Here is a 16,546-nt window from a genome sequence, read left to right on the forward strand (position 1 = left end):
GTAATCAAAGATGGGCTCGATCGACCGACGAGACTCGACGCCGCAGCTGCTGAACCGGCTGCGCATGCGGCAGATCGCGCTGCTGCTGGCCGTGGACGAATGCTCGACGCTGCGCGCGGCCGCCGACCAGATGGGCCTCACGCAGCCGGCCGCGACGAAGATGCTGGCCGAGCTGGAGAGCGCGCTCGGCCAGCGGCTGTTCGATCGCATCGGGCGCGGGCTCGTGCTGAACCCGGCCGGCGAGCGCGTGCTCGGCTATTTCCGCGGGATCCGCGGCAGTGTCGAGGCGTTGAACCGCGAACTCGGCGAGCTGCAGCTCGGCAGCGCGGGGCGGCTGGCGATCGGCAGCATCATGGCGGCGTCGCCGGGGCGGCTCACCGAGGCGCTGGTGCAGTTGAAGGCGCGTTACCCGCTGCTGGCGATCGACATCGCGGTGGATACGAGCGACCGGCTGATGCCGCAGCTGCGCGAAGGCGTGCTCGAAGTGGTGATCGGGCGCCACGTCGGGACCGATTGCGATTTCCGCGTGGTGGACGACGAGGCGCTCGCGATCATCGCGGGCCGCGACCATCCGCTCGCGGGGGCGGGGCCCGTGGCGTTCGACACGCTGCTCGATTACACGTGGATCCTGCAGCCGGCCGGCAGCCCCGCGCGCGAGGTCGTCGAGCGCGAGTTCAACGCGCGGCACCAGCCGATGCCGCGCGGGCTGGTCGAAACGGGGTCGATCCTGACGACGATGAACCTCGTCGACCGTTCGACGATGCTCGGCGTGATTCCGCTGACGGTGGCGCAGCGCAATGCGGAGCACGGGCTTGTCGCGATCATCGATTACACGCTCGAACAGAAGCTGCCGTCGTACGGCAGCCTCGTGCGGCGCGACCGGCCGCTGAGCATTCCCGCGCAGCAGTTTCTTGCGCTGTTTCACCGCGAAGGGGGCGGAGATGATGGCGGCGCTTGATGGGGCGGTTTGCCAGCCGAGGAGGCCGAGCCAGCCGCGCCGGCCGAGGTGGCCGAATCAGCCGAGGTGGCCGAATCTGCCGAGCCGGCCGAATCAGCCGAGCAGGCCGAGTCAACCTGGCCAGCCGCGCTACCCCGGCCAGCCGAACCAGCCGAGCCAGCCGAACCAGCCGGATCAGCCGAGTCAGCCGGATCAGCCGAACCAACCGAACCAGCCGAGTCAGCCGAGTCAGTCACGCACCGCCATCGCGGAACATAGCGAAGCGTGATCGCGACGCCGGCGAGACGGCCGAAGCCGGCGAAACCGCGTCGACCCGCTTCAGTGCGACGGCGCCGCGGGCGCGTCAACGAGCGCCGGCATCGATTCCGCCAACGAGCGGTCCGGGCGAATCCGCAGCGCGGCGACGATACCGATCAGCAGCATCGCGACCGAGCCCATGAACGGCACCGTCCAGCTCCCCGTGCGATCGACGAGATAGCCGAACAGGATCGGCGACAGGATCCCCGAGATCGCGGAGCCCGCGTTCATCATCCCGCTCGCGATGCCGGCGTGGGTCGGTGCGATGTCGCTCGGCACGGCCCAGATCGGCCCGATCGTCAGTTCGAGGCACAGGAACGACCCCGACAGGCACAGCGCGACACCGGCCGTCGAATGCACCACCGCGAGCGGCAGCAGGCACACGAGTGCGCCAACGAAGCTCGCGACGATCACGCTCTGGCGCGACAGCGCGAGGTTGCCGGTCTTCCGGTAGACGCGGTCGCACAGCCAGCCGCCGAGCGTGTCGCCGACCACGCCCGCGAAGAACACGCCGGACGCGAACAGCGCGGTCGACTTCAGGTTCAGGCCCTGGCCGTTCAGGAAGAACGTCGGCAGCCACGTAAAGAACAGCCAGGCGGTCCAGCCGTAGCAGAAGTAGACGAAGATGGTCGGCGCCATCCGGCGGAACAGCGGCCCCCACGGTGTGGGGCCGGCGGGCGGCGCGGGGCGCGCGGCGCGCGGCGCGAGGCAGTCGACCGCGAGCGCGGTCGTGCCCGCCGTGCGTTCGACGGTCAGCAGGCCGGCGTCGCACCACATCAGCGGCTGGCCCGTGCGCATCGACATCAGCGCGGTCCACGCGGTGACGATTGGCTTGCCGCCCGTCACGACATACGGCGACAGCTTCGCGCCGAACACCTGCGCGTCGGCGAGCGCGCCGAGATACGTGATGAAGTCGCCGGCCTGGTCGGGAAACAGCGTGAGCGTTTGCGGCGGCTGCACCGCGCGCGTCGCGGCGAGCGACGCGAACATGCTGCGCAGCGTGCCGAGCACGTCGAGCGACGGCAGGGCCGCGCGCACCGCGGCTTCGTCGACGGTCAGCGGCAGGGTCGGGGGGGGGGGCGTCATGGGGACATCTCCGGTCGGGGCCGGACAGGACAGTCTCGATCGACGGTGTCCGGCAGTGTTCGTGATGGACTAAAAGTCTAATATAGACAAACGAAGTCGGGAGAATTTTTCTTTTCGAGATGCCGTGCCGTCGCGGGGTTCGGAAAAATATCAGGTAAATCAAGGGAGTTAGGGATGAGTGTCGAATTTTCGACGTCGCGTATCGGGGCACGATTCTCGTATCCCCTGTAGTCTATAGTAGACTTTGAGTCTATATTTCGCGTGCAGGACACGATATGTCGCCGCGTGGCGGCTGGCTGGTTCGAATGCCGATCCGGCCTCCGGCCCGGCCCGAGCCGTCGTGTACCGATCTTCATCGCCTCAATCCGGAACGGAAGGACCGTCATGAACTGGAAGCTCTCCCTTTGCGCCGCTGCGGCGCTTGCCTGCGCGGCCGTCACGGCCCATGCGGAACAGACCACGTTGCGCTTCGGCATCGAAGCTGCCTATCCGCCGTTCGAGAGCAAGACGCCGGCCGGCCAGTTGCAGGGCTTCGACGTCGACATCGGCAACGCGGTGTGCGCGAAGCTGAACATGAAATGCGTGTGGGTCGAGAATGCGTTCGACGGCCTGATTCCGGCGCTGCAGGCGCGCAAGTTCGACGCGATCAATTCGGCGATGAACATCACGTCGAAGCGTCGGCAGAGCATCGACTTCACGCCGGCGATCTACGTGGTGCCGATCGTGATGATCGCGAAGCACGGTTCGCCGTTGCGGCCCGACGTCGCGAGCCTGCGCGGCAAGCACGTCGGCGTGCTGCAGGGCTCGTCGCAGGAGGATTTCCTGAAGGCGCACTGGGCCAACGCGGGCGTGGCCGTCGTGTCGTACCAGGATCAGGACCAGATCTATGCGGACCTCGTCGCCGGTCGTCTCGACGCGGCCGTGCAGGAAGCGCAGACCGCGCAGGACGGTTTCCTCGACAAGCCGGCCGGCCGCGATTACCAGATCGTCGGCGAGCCGCTGAAGGATCCGGCGACGCTCGGCGAAGGCACGGGCTTCGGGATGCGCAAGAACGACAAGGCGCTGCAGGCGAAGATCGTCGGCGCGCTCGATGCGCTGAAGAAGGACGGCACGCTCAGCGCGTTGTCGCAGAAGTACTTCAAGCGCGACATCGTCTCGAAGTAATCGTCATCACCGCCGTGCGCCGGCCGCCGCGCCGGCGCGTGTCGCATCGAATCTCGACGCAGTACGGGGAACCATGGATTTCGACGTCATCGTTCTGGGGGCCGGCATCGTCGGCGTGTCGTCGGCGCTGCATCTGCAGGATCGCGGGCTGCGCGTCGCGCTCGTCGACCGGCGCGCGCCCGGCGAGGAAACGAGCCACGGCAATGCGGGGCTGATCGAGCGCTCGTCGGTCGTGCCGTACGCGTTTCCGCGCCGGCTCGGCACGCTGCTGCGCTATGCGCGCAACCGCTCGGTCGATCTCTACTGGGACTACCGCGCGCTGCCCGCGTATGCGGGCTGGCTCGCGCGCTTCTGGCGCGAATCGTCGCCGCAGCGGCTCGCGGCCGCCGCGCGCGACCTGTTGCCGCTCGTCGCGGCGAGCGTCGTGGAGCACGACGCGCTGCTCGCGCGCACCGATGCGCAGCCGCTCGTGCACGACGGCGGGTGGATCGAGGCGTTCCGTTCGCCCGCGCTGTTCGATGCGGAAACGCGCGCGCAGCAGCGCGTGGCCGACGCGCACGGGCTGCGGATGACCGTGCTCGACGCACGTGCGTTGCGGGCGTGCGAGCCCGGTATCGGCGACGCGTTCTGCGGCGCATTCCACTGGCAGGACCCGAAGACCGTGTCGAGCCCGGGCGGGCTGACCAAGGCGTACGCGCGGCTGTTCGAGCGCGACGGCGGCACGTTCGCGCTCGGCGATGCCAGGACGCTCGTGCAGGTGGATGACGGCTGGCAGGTCGGTACCGAGCACGGGCCGATTTCGGCGCGCTCGGCCGTGGTGGCGCTCGGGCCGTGGTCCGATCACGTCTTCGAGCCGCTCGGCTACCGGATTCCGCTGCGCGCGAAGCGCGGCTATCACATGCACTACCGGCCGACCCGCGCGCCGCTGAACGTGCCCGTGTGCGATACCGAGGCAGGTTTCGTCGTCGCGCCGATGGAAGGCGGCCGCCTGCGGCTCACCACCGGCGTCGAGATCGCGCTGCGCGGCGCACCGCCGACCGGCGTGCAGCTCGCGCGCGCCGAGCCGCTGGCGCGCGACGCGTTCGGCATCGGCGAGCGGCTCGATCCCGAGCCGTGGCTCGGGATGCGGCCGTGCACGCCCGACATGCGCCCGGTGATCGGGCCCGCGCCGCGCCATCGCCACCTGTGGTTCGCGTTCGGCCATTGTCACCACGGGCTCACGCTGGGTCCCGCAAGCGGACGCCTGCTCGCCGAAATGATGACAGGCGCGCCGACCTATATCGATCCCCATCCGTACCGGCCCGCGCGCTTCGGCTGATCCGGCGGCGCGCGCCGCGTCGCGCGTGCCGGCCTTTACAATGTTTCAGTCTGCTATCCGAATTATCGGAAATCACGCAATCGGAAATGATCTGCGTAATCGGCAAGAAAGATAATCGCGAAATAAAGAAAATCAGCAAATCGGCGATTTATCAATGCATTTTCATATTGCTGAAATGCGTAATGGGCAGTTGCTCGCGACGGTGACGCACGCTGTCGCAGTGGGTGTTCCGGTGTTACGCGTAATGTACCGGAACACGTTACCACGGGGCTCGCAAACGTTACGTTACATCCGCGTTCCGTCGGCCTTTTTCGTCAGATGATTGCGGCGCCAAGGCCGTGGATTTCGTCTGAAATCGATTAAAAAAGCGTTATTGCCAGTCATTAGGCAGACGAATCAATCCTCTTTTTTTGAATTGGCACACTTCGTGCAATCCGTCCCCATGCTTTATCAACGTTGTGCCAACCGAGATGGGGAAAATAAAGATGGGACACAATTTGAAATTGACGGGTGTAGCGCTGTCGGTCGCGACGGTGTTCGGGGTACTGGCTTCGGGTTCCGCGATGGCGGGGGCCCTTGATGCGCTGCCGATTCCGCAAGTGATCGTCAACCCGCCGACGAACAGCGTGTCGGTCGGGTTGGTCGCGACGGGTACGTCGCCGCTGGGCTCGGTCACCGTGGCGGCAGGCGGGGCGGGCGCGATCCAGACGTCGCTTGGCGACCCCGGCCAGGTACTGTCGGGCGCCGTCGGGGCGGTGACGGGCGCACTCGGCGGTGGCGGCGGCACGGTACAGCCGCTTGCGCCGGTCCAGGGCGTGCTGAATCAGGTGACGGGCGCGCTGAGCGGCGGCAACCCGGCAGGTGCGTTGACCGGTGCGCTGAATACGGCGACGGGGACGCTGAGCAATGCGGTTGGCACGGTAACGGGGGCACTGGGTAATGTCGGCGGTGGGTCGAACCCGCTGGCGCCGGTTCAAGGTGTCGTGAATCAAGTGACGGGCGCGCTCGGTGGCGGCAACCCGGCTGGTGCGTTGACGGGTGCGCTTGGCACGGTCACGGGTGCACTGGGTGGTATCGGCGGCGGGTCGAGCCCGCTGGCGCCGGTTCAAGGTGTCGTGAATCAAGTGACGGGCGCGCTCGGTGGCGGCAACCCGGCTGGTGCGTTGACGGGTGCGCTTGGCACGGTCACGGGTGCACTGGGTGGTATCGGTGGCGGGTCGAGCCCGTTGGCGCCGGTACAAGGTGTCGTGAATCAAGTGACGGGCGCGCTGGGTAGCGGCAACCCGGCAGGCGCACTGACCGGTGCACTTGGCACGGTGACGGGTGCACTGGGCGGTATCGGCGGCGGTTCGAACCCGCTGGCGCCGGTCCAAGGCGTGGTGAACCAAGTGACGGGCGCACTGGGCGGCGGCAACCCGGCCGGCGCACTGACGGGCGCACTCGGCACGGTCACGGGGGCACTGGGCGGTATCGGCGGCGGTTCGAACCCGCTGGCACCGGTACAAGGTGTCGTGAATCAAGTGACGGGCGCGCTCGGTGGCGGTAACCCGGCTGGTGCGTTGACGGGTGCGCTTGGCACGGTCACGGGTGCACTGGGTGGTATCGGTGGCGGGTCGAGCCCGTTGGCGCCGGTACAAGGTGTCGTGAACCAAGTGACGGGCGCACTGGGCAGCGGCAACCCGGCCGGCGCACTGACGGGCGCACTCGGCACGGTGACGGGTGCACTGGGCGGTATCGGCGGCGGCTCGAACCCGCTGGCGCCGGTTCAAGGTGTCGTGAATCAAGTGACGGGCGCACTCGGCAGCGGCAACCCGGCCGGCGCACTGACGGGCGCACTCGGCACGGTCACGGGTGCACTGGGCGGCATTGGCGGTGGCTCGAACCCGCTGGCGCCGGTCCAAGGCGTGGTGAACCAAGTGACGGGCGCACTGGGCGGCATCGGCGGCGGTTCGAACCCGCTGGCGCCGATCCAGAGCGTCGTCGATCAGGTCACGGGTACGCTCGGCAGCGGCAACCCGGCCGGCGCATTGAGCAACGCGGTCAACACGATCACGGGCACGCTCGGCAACGTGGGTGGCGCGGGGAGCCCGCTGGCGCCGGTGCAAGGTGTCGTCACGCAACTCGCGGGCACGCTCGGTAACGATCCGGCCGGCGGGCTGACGAACGCGCTGAACTCGGTGACGGGTGCGCTCGGCGGCTCGAATCCGCTGGCGCCGGTGCAAGGCGTCGTGAACCAGGTCGTCGGCACGCTGTCCGGCGCCGGTGGCGGCAGCCCGATCGCGCCGATCACGAACCTCGTCAACGGCCTGCAGAACGCGCTGCCGACGGGTGGCAACGCAGCCGGCGCGCTGACCGGCGCACTCGGCTCGGTGACGGGCGCACTCGGCAACCTCGGCGGCTCGAACCCGCTGGCGCCGGTGCAGGGCGTCGTGAACCAGGTCGTCGGCACGCTCAGCAACAACAACGCGGTCGGCACGGCCACGAACGCATTGGGTAACGCGGTCGGCTCCGTCGTGGGCGCACTCGGCAACCTCGGCGGCTCGAACCCGCTGGCGCCGGTGCAAGGCGTCGTGAACCAGGTCGTCGGCACGTTGTCGGGTGCGGCGGGCAACAACCCGATCGCCCCGATCACGAACCTCGTGAGCGGCCTGACGGGCGGCAGCAACCCGGCAGGCGCACTGACCGGTGCGCTCGGTTCGGTGACGGGCGCACTCGCGAACGGTCCGGTGGCCCTCGGACAGGCGGCCGGCGCGCTGTCGGGCGCGGCTGGCTCGACGGCAGCGGCGGGCGGCAGCCTGCTCGGCTCGGGCGCGAACGCGGCCGGCGGCACGGCGGGCGCAGTCGGTTCGCTGCTGTCGACGGGCGCCAACGCGACGGCAACGGTCGTCAACGCGGTCGGCACGACGGTGGGTACGGCACTCGGCTCCGCGCCGGGCCTGTCGGTCACGCCGCACTCGGGCAACAGCGCGCCGGGCAACCCGCTCGCACCGGTGTCGTCGCTGCTCCAGTCGCTGACGGGCGCACTGCCGAAGTAACTTCCCGCGCACGCACGGCGGAGCCGGATCGGCCGCCGTGCGCAACGGGCCGCGCCACGCGGCATGACAGCGATGTCATGCCGCGTTGTCTTTTGGTGCCCCTTTTTCTTTCGTCGCACGAATGGCCGCCGCCAGCGACGCTCGCCGGCCGGCGTGGAATAACCGGTCGCCTCCATCCGTTTACCTACCGAATTCCGGCAGCACCGACCGGCGGGATAATGGTCGTGACGAAGCCGATCGTCCCGGCCGGTGCCGCCGTGTCGCGATGCCGTGTCAAGGAGAAAGGGCATGAAACGGATACTCGTCGCCGCCGCGCTGACCGCGTCAATCGTGCGGCCGGCCGCCGCGGAACCACCCCGTGCCGGCGACGGAAAGCTCGTCGACGAAGATCACATGACGCTGTACGTGTTCGATCGCGATGCGCCCGGCAAAAGCGCGTGCGACAGCGCGTGCGCGGCCAACTGGCCGCCTGCGCGCGCTGACGCGTACGACAAGCCAGTGGGTGCGCTGAGTCTCGTCGCGCGCGACGACGGCAGCAAGCAATGGGCGTACCGCGGGCACCCGCTGTACCGCTGGAAGCAGGATCGCAAGCCCGGCGACGCGGGCGGCGACGGGATCGGCGGCATGTGGCACGTCGCACGTCCGTGACCGCACGGCGGTGCGCGAGGCATCCTGATGAGCTACGAATCGGATCTGCTGGTGTGGTTGCCGCATCTCACGCGCTATGCGCGTGCGCTGACGGGCGACCGGGCCTGGGCGGACGATCTCGTGCAGGACACGCTCGAGCGTGCGCTGAACCGCCCGCCGCGCGACTGCGGCAACCTGCGCGCATGGCTGCTGACACTGCTGCGGCACCGCTTCATCGACCAGTTGCGCGCGCGCCACGAGATCGCGGTCGACGATGCGACGGCGCCGTGGCAGACGATGGCCGCGCCGGCAGGCGAAATCGGCGGCTTGGTGCTGCGCGACGTGCAGCGTGCGCTGTACCGGTTGCCGGTCGAACAGCGCGAGGTGCTGCTGCTGGTCGCGCTCGAGGAATTGAGCTATCGCGATGCCGCGGAGGTGCTCGGCGTCCCGGTGGGCACGGTGATGTCGCGGCTCGCACGGGCACGCGGGCAGATGCGCGCGCTGCTGTCGGACGAGCCGTCTGCGCACGGCACGGCTTCACTACGAGTGATCGGGAAGACATGATGGACGATCCGCACAAGCCTTCGAACGAGCGGGACGACGATGCGTCGGCGCAACTGCTGTCCGCGCTGCTGGACGGCGAGCTGTCCGGGCAAGAGCGTCGCGAGGTGCTCGAGCGCGTGCTGGCCGATCCGCAGGAAGCCGAACGATTCGCGCATTACCGCGCGCAGCGCGACGCGCTGCAGGCGCTGTTCCCGCTGCCGGGCGCTGCGCCCGCGCTGTTCGTGCAGCGCCGTGCGCCGCGTTGGCGCGCGATCGCCTATGCATTCGCGGGGCTCGCGGCCGGGCTGCTGATCGGCGTCGCGCTGCATGTGGGCTGGGTGACGTTCGGCAGCGAACCGGCGTTCGCCGCGCGCGCGGATGTCGCGTACGCGACGTATGCGGCCGACCGCGAACATCCGGTCGAGGTCGGGGCGGGCGACCCCGAACGTCTCGTCGCGTGGCTGTCCACGCGTGTCGGGCGGCCCGTGCGCGCGCCGTCGCTCGACGAATACGGCTACGTGCTGCTCGGCGGCCGGCTGCTCCCCGGCGAAGCGGGGCCGGCCGCGCAACTCATGTACCAGCGCGCGGACGGCGCGCGCGTGACGCTGTACATGACGGCCTACGACGCACGACGCCTCGCGCCGCAGGCGATGTCGGCCGGCGGCCGCTATACGTATTTCTGGTCGGATCGCGGGATGGGCTACGCATTGTCCGGCCAGGGCGACGAACGGCGCCTGCGCGAACTCGCGATCGACGCGTGCGGCGCGCTAGGCGGCCCGACCGACGCGTGGAAGGGGTAACGCGCGTGGCGCCGCCGGCAGGGAGCGGGTGATGAAGACGACGATGACGATGCGGCGCGTGCCGATGCTGGTGCTCGCGGCGCTCGCCGTGGGCACGGCGCTTGCGCAGGCGGACGGTGACGCGCCGCTGCGCGTGCCGGTCGACGCCGACGGCGTGCAACGGGTGGCGATCGTCGGCGGCAGCTATTTCTTCCGACCGAACCACGTGATCGTGCGGGCGCACGTGCCGGTCGAGCTGACCGTGTCGGCCGAGCCCGGCCCGGTGCCGCACAGCTTCGAAATCGATGCGCCGCGGGCCGGCATCGCGGTGCGCACCGCGCTCGGCACCACGCCGAAGACGTTTCGCTTCACGCCGACGCAGCCGGGCCGGTTCGCCTACTATTGCTCGCATCGGCTGCTGTTTTTCAGGAGCCATCGCGAGCGCGGGATGGAAGGCGTGCTCGATGTCGAGGCGGCGCCGTGATCGCCGCGTTGCTGGCCGCGAGCCTGATAGGAGCGAGCATGACCGCCGATCCCGTGACCGTTGCGCAGGCGCATTTCGACCACGTCCGCTCGTACCGCGCGACGATCCGCTCGTCCGCGCGCGGCGGCGCGCACACCGAGATCCATTACGCATACCTGAAACCGGGTTTCGTCCGGATGGATTTCGTGTCGCCGCATCACGGCGCGGTGCTCGCGTACGATCCCGGCGACGGCAAGGTGCGGCTGCGTCCGTTCGGCGTGCATGCGCCGCCCGCGCTGACGCTGTCGCCGTCCAATCCGCTCGTGCGCGACCGCAGCGGCCACCGGGTCGACCGGTCGGACGTCGGCGAGCTGCTGCGCAACGTCCATGCGCTGCAGGAAGGCGGCGCGACGGTGACCGAAGGCGAGGAGGCCGTCGGCGGCCGGACCGCGCTGCGCGTGTCGGTCACGGGCGCGCCCGCGCATATGGTCGACGGCGTGCATCGCTACCGGCTGTGGCTCGATACCGAGGACGGCTTTCCGCTGAAGGTCGTCAGCTTCGCGGACGATGACGACGTGCCGCTCGAAACCGTGACGCTCGACGATATCGAAATCGATGTCACGTTTCCCGAACGCTTCTTCGCGCCCTGAGCGGTGCGCTGACTCATGCCCGTGACGGGCATGCCGGAGGCTGCATGGCGGAATACCGGTTCTCGACGACCTGGCGCGTGGACGCGCCGCTTGCGGTGGTGTGGGACGCGATCTACCAGGTCGACCGCTGGCCCGACTGGTGGAAGGGCGCCGTGCGCACCGTCGAGATCGAGCCGGGCGACGCGCGCGGCGTCGGCGCGCTGCACTGTTACACGTGGAAGGGCGCGCTGCCGTACCGGTTGACCTTCGACATGCGTGTGCGACGCGTCGAGCCGCCGCATGCACTCGAAGGCTGCGCGAGCGGCGCGATCGAAGGCGACGGATGCTGGTCGTTCGTCGCCGACGGCGCACGTACGATCGTGCGCTACGACTGGCACATCCGCACGCACGTGCGCTGGATGAATCGGCTGGAGCCGTTCGGTCGCCCGCTGTTCCGATGGAACCACGACGTCGTGATGCGCGAAGGCGCGAAGGGGCTCGCGCGGCTGCTGGGCGCGACGGTCGAGACGGAGGGCCGGACCTTCCGGCCGGTGTCGGATGCGGGCTGCGCCGATGCCTGAACGCGGGTGAACGCGGGTGAACGCGAGTCAACGCGAGTCAACGCGCGTCGCGACGGCCCGCGCCGCTCAGCGCGCGTACGCCATCACCGCGCCATCCACCACCAATGCGACACGTTCGCCGACGGCCGGACACCGGTGTCCCGGCACGCGTGCGCGCACGCGTACGTCGCCATCGGCATCGAGGCGCACGAGCACGTCGGCGTCCTGGCCCGCGAACTGCGCGGCTTCGACACGCGCGGTATGGCCGCGCGCCGCGTCGCCGTGCGTGACCGGCACGATGCCGATCTGCTCGGGACGCAGCATCGCATCGGCCGGCCCGTCGGGCAGCGGCGCGACGAGCGGCAGGTCGCCGAGCGCGCAGGCGATGCGCATGTTGCACACGCGGCCGGCGAGCAGCACCGCCTGCCCGACGAACGACGCGACGTCGCGCGTGACGGGCTGCCGGTACAGCGTCTGCGGCGCGGCCGTCTGCACGAGCCGGCCGTGCCACATCACCGCCACTTCGTCGCCGAGCGTCATCGCCTCGGGCTGGTCGTGCGTGACGAGCACCGAGGTCGCGCCCGCCGCGGCGAGCGCATCGGCAACCGCGCTGCGCGTTTCGTGGCGCAGCGACGTGTCGAGCGCGGAGAACGGTTCGTCGAGGATCACGAGCGACGGTTCGGGCGCGAGCGCACGAGCGAGCGCGACGCGCTGCTGCTGTCCGCCGGACAGCTGCTGCGGCGCGCGGCTCGCATACGACGCGGGCAGCCCGACCATCTCGAGCAGTTCGTCGACGCGATGATGGCGCCGCCGCGCCGCGCGCGGCAGCCCGAACGCGATGTTGTCGGCCACCGACAGATGCGGAAACAGCGCGCCTTCCTGCGGCACGTAGCCGATCCGGCGCTGCTCGGGCGGCACGTGCACGTCGGGTGCGGCCACGCGGCGGCCATCGATTTCGACGGTGCCGCGCTCGGCGCGCTCGAAGCCGCACAGCACGCGCAGCAGGGTGGTCTTGCCGCTGCCGGACGGGCCGAGCAGCGCGAGGCGCGAGCCGCGCCGCACCGTGAGGTCGATGTCGTGCAGGACGGTATGCGCTCCGAACGATTTCGACAGGCCGTGGATGCGTAGTTCGCTCATGGGCGGTTCCGGGGGAAAAGGGCGGCGCTCAGTCGCGCACCGACGCGCGGCCGAGCAGCAGGAACAGCAGTCCCGATGCGCCGAGCGACAGCGCGACGAGCAGCGCCGCATAGGGCGCCGCGGCGGCGAACGCGAGCGTTGCCGTATCGCTCCACACCTGCGTCGCGAGCGTGCGGGTGCCGATCGGCGACAGCAGCAGCGTCGCGTTGAGTTCCGTCACGACCGAGATGAACACCATCGTCGCGGCCGCGCCGAGGCCGGGCGCCGCGAGCGGCAGCACCACGCGCGTGAGCGTCGCGCGCCAGCCGAGGCCGAGCGAGCGCGCGGTTTCCTCGAGCCGGACCTGCACGTGCGACAGCGCGGCGCGCACGCTGACGACCGCGAGCGGCAGGAACAGGATCGCGTAGGCGCCGACGAGTGCGGGTGCGCTCTGGTAGAGCGGCTGCAGCAGTCGCACCGTGATCGACACGATCGCCAGCGCGACGACGATGCCCGGCACGCCCTGCACGGTCATCGCGGTGCGCTCGAGCAGCGTCGCGACGCGGCCGGGATAGCGGACCAGCAGGAACGCGAGCGGCAGCGCGAGCAGCGTCGTGACGGCTGCGGCCATCAAGCCATAGCCGGACGATGCGAGCGTGGCCTGCCACAGCAGCTCGGGCGACACGTCGGCCGGCGTGACGGCGGCCGCGCCCTGTTGCGTGAGCCAGTAGCCGATCATCGCGAGCGGCACGCCGAGCGTCGCGGCAGCGAGCGCGGCGAACGCGACGGTGACGGGGCCGCGCAGACGGCCGAGCGGATAACGCATCGCGACGCGGCGCGCGGCGCGGTGCGTATGACCGTAGCGTGCATGGCCGCGAGCGCGTGCCTCGATCGCGAGGCACAGGAGGCACAGCGCGATCAGCACGCAGCCGAGCAGCGATGCGCCGCCGCCGTCGAACGCGGTGCGGTATTCCGCATAGATCTCGGTCGTGAACGTACGAAAGCGCAGCAACTGGAATGCGCCGAACTCGGACAGCACGCCGAGCGCGACGAGCAGCATCCCGCCGCACAGCGCGGGGCGCAGCTGCGGCAGCACGACGCGAAAGAAGGTATGCCACGGCGAGCAGCCGAGCGTGCGCGCGCTTTCTTCCAGCGCGGGATCGAGCTCGCGCAGCGCGGCGGCCACCGGCAGGTAGACGAGCGGGAAGTACGCGGAGGTCAGCACGATCAGCGCGCCGAGGAAATCCTGCAGGTCGAGGCTCAGCGACACCCACGCATAGCTCGTGATGAACGGCGGCACCGCGAGCGGCGCGGCCGCGAGCGCGGTCCACAACGGCCGGGCCGGCAGGTCGGTGCGCTCGATGAACCACGCGAGCGCCGTGCCGAGCAGCGTGCACGCGAGGGTCGCGGCGAGCGTGATCGACAGCGTGTTGACCAGCAGTTCGCCGACGAGCGGGCGCCACAGCAGCTCGATCGCATCGTCGACGCCGAAGGTGGCCGCGCGGTACAGCGTGAAGCCGAGCGGCAGCAGGATCGCGAGCGGCCCGCACGCGGCCGCGGCGACGAGCGCGCGTGGCGGGCGGCGCCGTGTCGCGGTGGGCGCGCCGTCGCGTGCGCTGCGTGCCGTGCGGGACACGGCGTCGCTCATGGTCAGAGCAGGCCGGCCTGGCGCAGCAGCTTGCCGGCCTGGCTGTCGTCGCCGAGCTGTTCGAACGTCAGTGCCGGCGGGCTCAGTTCGTTGAACGGCTTCAGGATCGGATCGGGTGCGACGCCCGGATGCAGCGGATACTCGAAGCTGATGTGGCCGCCGGCCATCAGTTTCTGCGCGCGCTCGCTGACGAGATACGCGACGAACTTCTGCGCTTCCGGCTGGTGCTTCGACGCCTTCAGCACCGCGGCGCCGGACACGTTGACGGCCCCGCCGACGTCGCCCTTGCCGAAGTGATGGATCGCGCTGCGGGTCGACTTGTCGCCGAGCTCGGCGTGCAGGCGGTCCCAGTAGTAGTTGTTGATGATGCCGGTCAGCACGCCGCCGCGGTTGACGGCCGCCGTCACGCCTTCGTCGTCGTCGAAGATCTGCGCGTTGGCCTTCAGGCCCTTCAGCCATTGCAGCGTCGCGGCTTCGCCGTGCAGCGCGAGTACCGCGCTCACGAGCGGCAGGAAGTCCGCGTCGCTCGGCGCGACGCCGACCTTGCCCTTCCATTCCGGCTTCGCGAGATCGAGCAGCGAAGCGGGCAGCTGCTGCGGCTGGATTTTCGCGGTGTTGTAGACGAGCACGTTCTCGCGGGCGAGCACGCCGACCCAGTTGCCGTCCGCCGGGTTGAAGCGCGCGGGCACCGACTGCAGCGTGGCGGCGTCGGTCTTCGCGAACAGGCCCTTGCGGTCGAGCAGCACGAGTTCCGGCGAGTTCTCGGTGAAGTACACGTCGGCCGGCGTGCGGTCGCCTTCCGCGACGATCTGCGCGGCGAGCGCCGGGCCTTCGCCCGAGCGCACCTTCACGGTGATGCCGCTCTGCGCTTCGAAGTCCTTGACGAGCTGGTTCACGACTTGCTCGTGCTGCGCGTTGTACAGCGTGAGCGTCGCGGCATGCGTGCGGGTGGCGTGCAGCGCGCCGGTCAGCATCAGCGCGGCGGCCGCCGCGGAAATCAGGTGCCGCAGCGGGCGGCTAACGGGTGAAGTGATCATGTCGTTTTCAGCAGGTTGCATCCGGCCGGGCCGGAAAGGTGTGCGTTGGCTGGCGTGGCGCGACGTCATGCCTCGAACAGCGCGGCGCCGATGTACGAACCGGGTTGCGCGCCCGGCGGGCACGCGAAGATCGCGCTGCCGACGTGCGTGGTGAACTGGTTCATGATGTCCAGCTTCGAGAGCTTCTCGTTGATCGGAATGAAGCCCTTGCGCGGGTCGCGCTGGTGCGCGACGAACATCAGCCCCGCGTCGTACTCGGTCTGCTGGCGCCACGGCGGCCAGCGCTCGATGTAGAAGCTCGTGCTGTCGTTGTACGAGTACGCGCGGCGCAGGATCTGCGCGCCGTTGTTCAACTGCGGCGACGCGAGACGCGCGTGCGCGTTGTCGGGGATCACCGGGTTGCCGTCCTTGTCTGCCGCGTCGAGGTCGAGCGCCTCGAACTCGTGCTTCTGGCCGAGCGGCGCGCCGCTGTATTTATGGCGGCCGACCACCTGTTCCTGGAAGCCGAGCTCCGTGTTGTCCCAGTGTTCGAGCGTGATGCGGATCCGGCGCACGACCGTGTAAGTGCCGCCGTTCATCCATGCCGGGCCTTCGCTGCCGGCCCACACGAATTCGTTCATCGCGGCCGGATCGGACATCGGCGGGTTCATCGTGCCGTCCTTGAAGCCCATCAGGTTGCGCGGCGTCTCACCGGGCTTGCCCGACGTGAAGCCGGCCTGGCCCCAGCGCATCTGCGCCGCTTTCGCGCCGAGGCGCACGAGCTGGCGCACCGCGTGGAACGCGACCTGCGCGTCGTCCGCGCATGCCTGGATGAACAGGTCGCCGCCGGTCTTCTCGGGCAGCAACTGGTCGCCGTTGAAACGCGGCAGGTCGACGAGCGCCGCGGGGCGATGCTTCGCGAGGCCGTAGCGGTCCTTGCCGGCGAGGGCGAACATGCCGGGGCCGAAGCCGAACGTGATCGTCAGGCGCGCGGGGCCGAGGCCGAGCGCGTCGCCCCCGTCCGCCGGCGCGACCTCGTCGCCGCCCGTCGTGGCGAGCGGTTGCGCGGTATCGCCGCGTGTCATCCGCGCGGCGGCGTCGGTCCAGGTTTTCAGCAGCGTGATGACATCCGCGCGCTGGGCCGTCGTCAGGTCGAGCGCCGCGAAATACGCGTGGCGCTGCTGCGGCGTCGTGATGCCGCTCTGGTGCTTGCCGTAGAACGGCTCGACGCCGTCATGCGAGGAAGCGGGCGCGGGTGCGGCGGCGGGGGCATCCGCGGCCTGCGCGGCCGGGATCGACGCCGCCGC

Annotated in this window: 15 protein-coding genes; 10 read left to right on the top strand and 5 right to left on the bottom strand. The window is 69.9% G+C overall.

The features are described from left to right. Positions 1–10: 10 nt before the first annotated feature. The gene (locus G3N96_RS00675) at positions 11–958 is read left to right on the top strand and encodes a LysR family transcriptional regulator (protein ID WP_206135862.1); all 948 of its coding nucleotides are present in this window, start codon (positions 11–13) and stop codon (positions 956–958) included. Positions 959–1,276: 318 nt separating this feature from the next. Here the strand turns inward: G3N96_RS00675 and G3N96_RS39020 are convergent, their stop codons facing one another. Continuing rightward, positions 1,277–2,341, bottom strand: a complete 1,065-nt coding sequence (locus G3N96_RS39020; protein ID WP_241022389.1) for an MFS transporter — start codon at positions 2,339–2,341, stop codon at positions 1,277–1,279. 384 nt (positions 2,342–2,725) lie between these two features. On the opposite strand from G3N96_RS39020, the gene G3N96_RS00690 reads away from it, so the two are divergent. The 9 genes from G3N96_RS00690 to G3N96_RS00730 all read left to right on the top strand — a co-directional run bounded on the left by G3N96_RS00690 (position 2,726) and on the right by G3N96_RS00730 (position 11,480). Further along, positions 2,726–3,505, top strand: a complete 780-nt coding sequence (locus G3N96_RS00690) for an ABC transporter substrate-binding protein (protein ID WP_089424638.1) — start codon at positions 2,726–2,728, stop codon at positions 3,503–3,505. A gap of 73 nt (positions 3,506–3,578) precedes the next feature. Then, positions 3,579–4,823 carry an FAD-binding oxidoreductase gene (locus G3N96_RS00695; RefSeq protein WP_206135863.1) on the top strand — a complete coding sequence of 415 codons (1,245 nt, stop codon included), beginning with the start codon at positions 3,579–3,581 and terminating at the stop codon, positions 4,821–4,823. A gap of 485 nt (positions 4,824–5,308) precedes the next feature. Beyond that, positions 5,309–7,858, top strand: a complete 2,550-nt coding sequence (locus G3N96_RS00700) for a hypothetical protein (protein WP_206135864.1) — start codon at positions 5,309–5,311, stop codon at positions 7,856–7,858. A 288-nt stretch (positions 7,859–8,146) separates the two neighbouring features. Then, positions 8,147–8,506, top strand: coding sequence for a hypothetical protein (locus tag G3N96_RS00705; protein WP_206135865.1), 360 nt, complete (start codon positions 8,147–8,149; stop codon positions 8,504–8,506). Positions 8,507–8,533: 27 nt separating this feature from the next. After that, entirely contained in the window at positions 8,534–9,049 is a 516-nt protein-coding gene (locus G3N96_RS00710) for a sigma-70 family RNA polymerase sigma factor (RefSeq protein ID WP_011351125.1), read from the top strand. Next, complete coding sequence (locus G3N96_RS00715; protein WP_206135866.1) at positions 9,046–9,828, top strand: anti-sigma factor; 783 nt, start codon at positions 9,046–9,048, stop codon at positions 9,826–9,828. Before G3N96_RS00710 ends, G3N96_RS00715 begins: the two co-directional genes overlap by 4 nt. 31 nt (positions 9,829–9,859) lie before the next feature. Then, positions 9,860–10,291 (top strand): quinol oxidase, encoded by a 432-nt coding sequence (locus G3N96_RS00720; protein WP_206135867.1) that lies wholly within the window; start codon positions 9,860–9,862, stop codon positions 10,289–10,291. Further along, positions 10,288–10,920 carry a DUF1571 domain-containing protein gene (locus tag G3N96_RS00725; protein ID WP_206135868.1) on the top strand — a complete coding sequence of 211 codons (633 nt, stop codon included), beginning with the start codon at positions 10,288–10,290 and terminating at the stop codon, positions 10,918–10,920. The genes G3N96_RS00720 and G3N96_RS00725 overlap by 4 nt, the downstream gene beginning before the upstream one ends. 44 nt (positions 10,921–10,964) lie before the next feature. Continuing rightward, on the top strand, positions 10,965–11,480 hold the full coding sequence (locus tag G3N96_RS00730; RefSeq protein WP_206135869.1) for an SRPBCC family protein: 516 nt from the start codon (positions 10,965–10,967) through the stop codon (positions 11,478–11,480). A 66-nt stretch (positions 11,481–11,546) separates the two neighbouring features. On the opposite strand, the gene G3N96_RS00735 is transcribed toward G3N96_RS00730, so the two are convergent. The 4 genes from G3N96_RS00735 to efeB all read right to left on the bottom strand — a co-directional run. After that, positions 11,547–12,596 (bottom strand): ABC transporter ATP-binding protein, encoded by a 1,050-nt coding sequence (locus G3N96_RS00735; protein WP_206135870.1) that lies wholly within the window; start codon positions 12,594–12,596, stop codon positions 11,547–11,549. 28 nt (positions 12,597–12,624) lie between these two features. Continuing rightward, complete coding sequence (locus G3N96_RS00740) at positions 12,625–14,223, bottom strand: iron ABC transporter permease (RefSeq protein WP_206135871.1); 1,599 nt, start codon at positions 14,221–14,223, stop codon at positions 12,625–12,627. A gap of 2 nt (positions 14,224–14,225) precedes the next feature. Next, positions 14,226–15,260 (bottom strand): iron ABC transporter substrate-binding protein, encoded by a 1,035-nt coding sequence (locus tag G3N96_RS00745; RefSeq protein WP_206135872.1) that lies wholly within the window; start codon positions 15,258–15,260, stop codon positions 14,226–14,228. A gap of 65 nt (positions 15,261–15,325) precedes the next feature. After that, the coding region (efeB, locus tag G3N96_RS00750; protein ID WP_206135873.1) for an iron uptake transporter deferrochelatase/peroxidase subunit at positions 15,326–16,546 on the bottom strand (1,221 nt) is incomplete at its 5' end.

The sequence above is a fragment of the Burkholderia sp. Se-20373 genome, from assembly GCF_017104705.1.
In the GTDB taxonomy this organism is placed as follows: domain Bacteria; phylum Pseudomonadota; class Gammaproteobacteria; order Burkholderiales; family Burkholderiaceae; genus Burkholderia.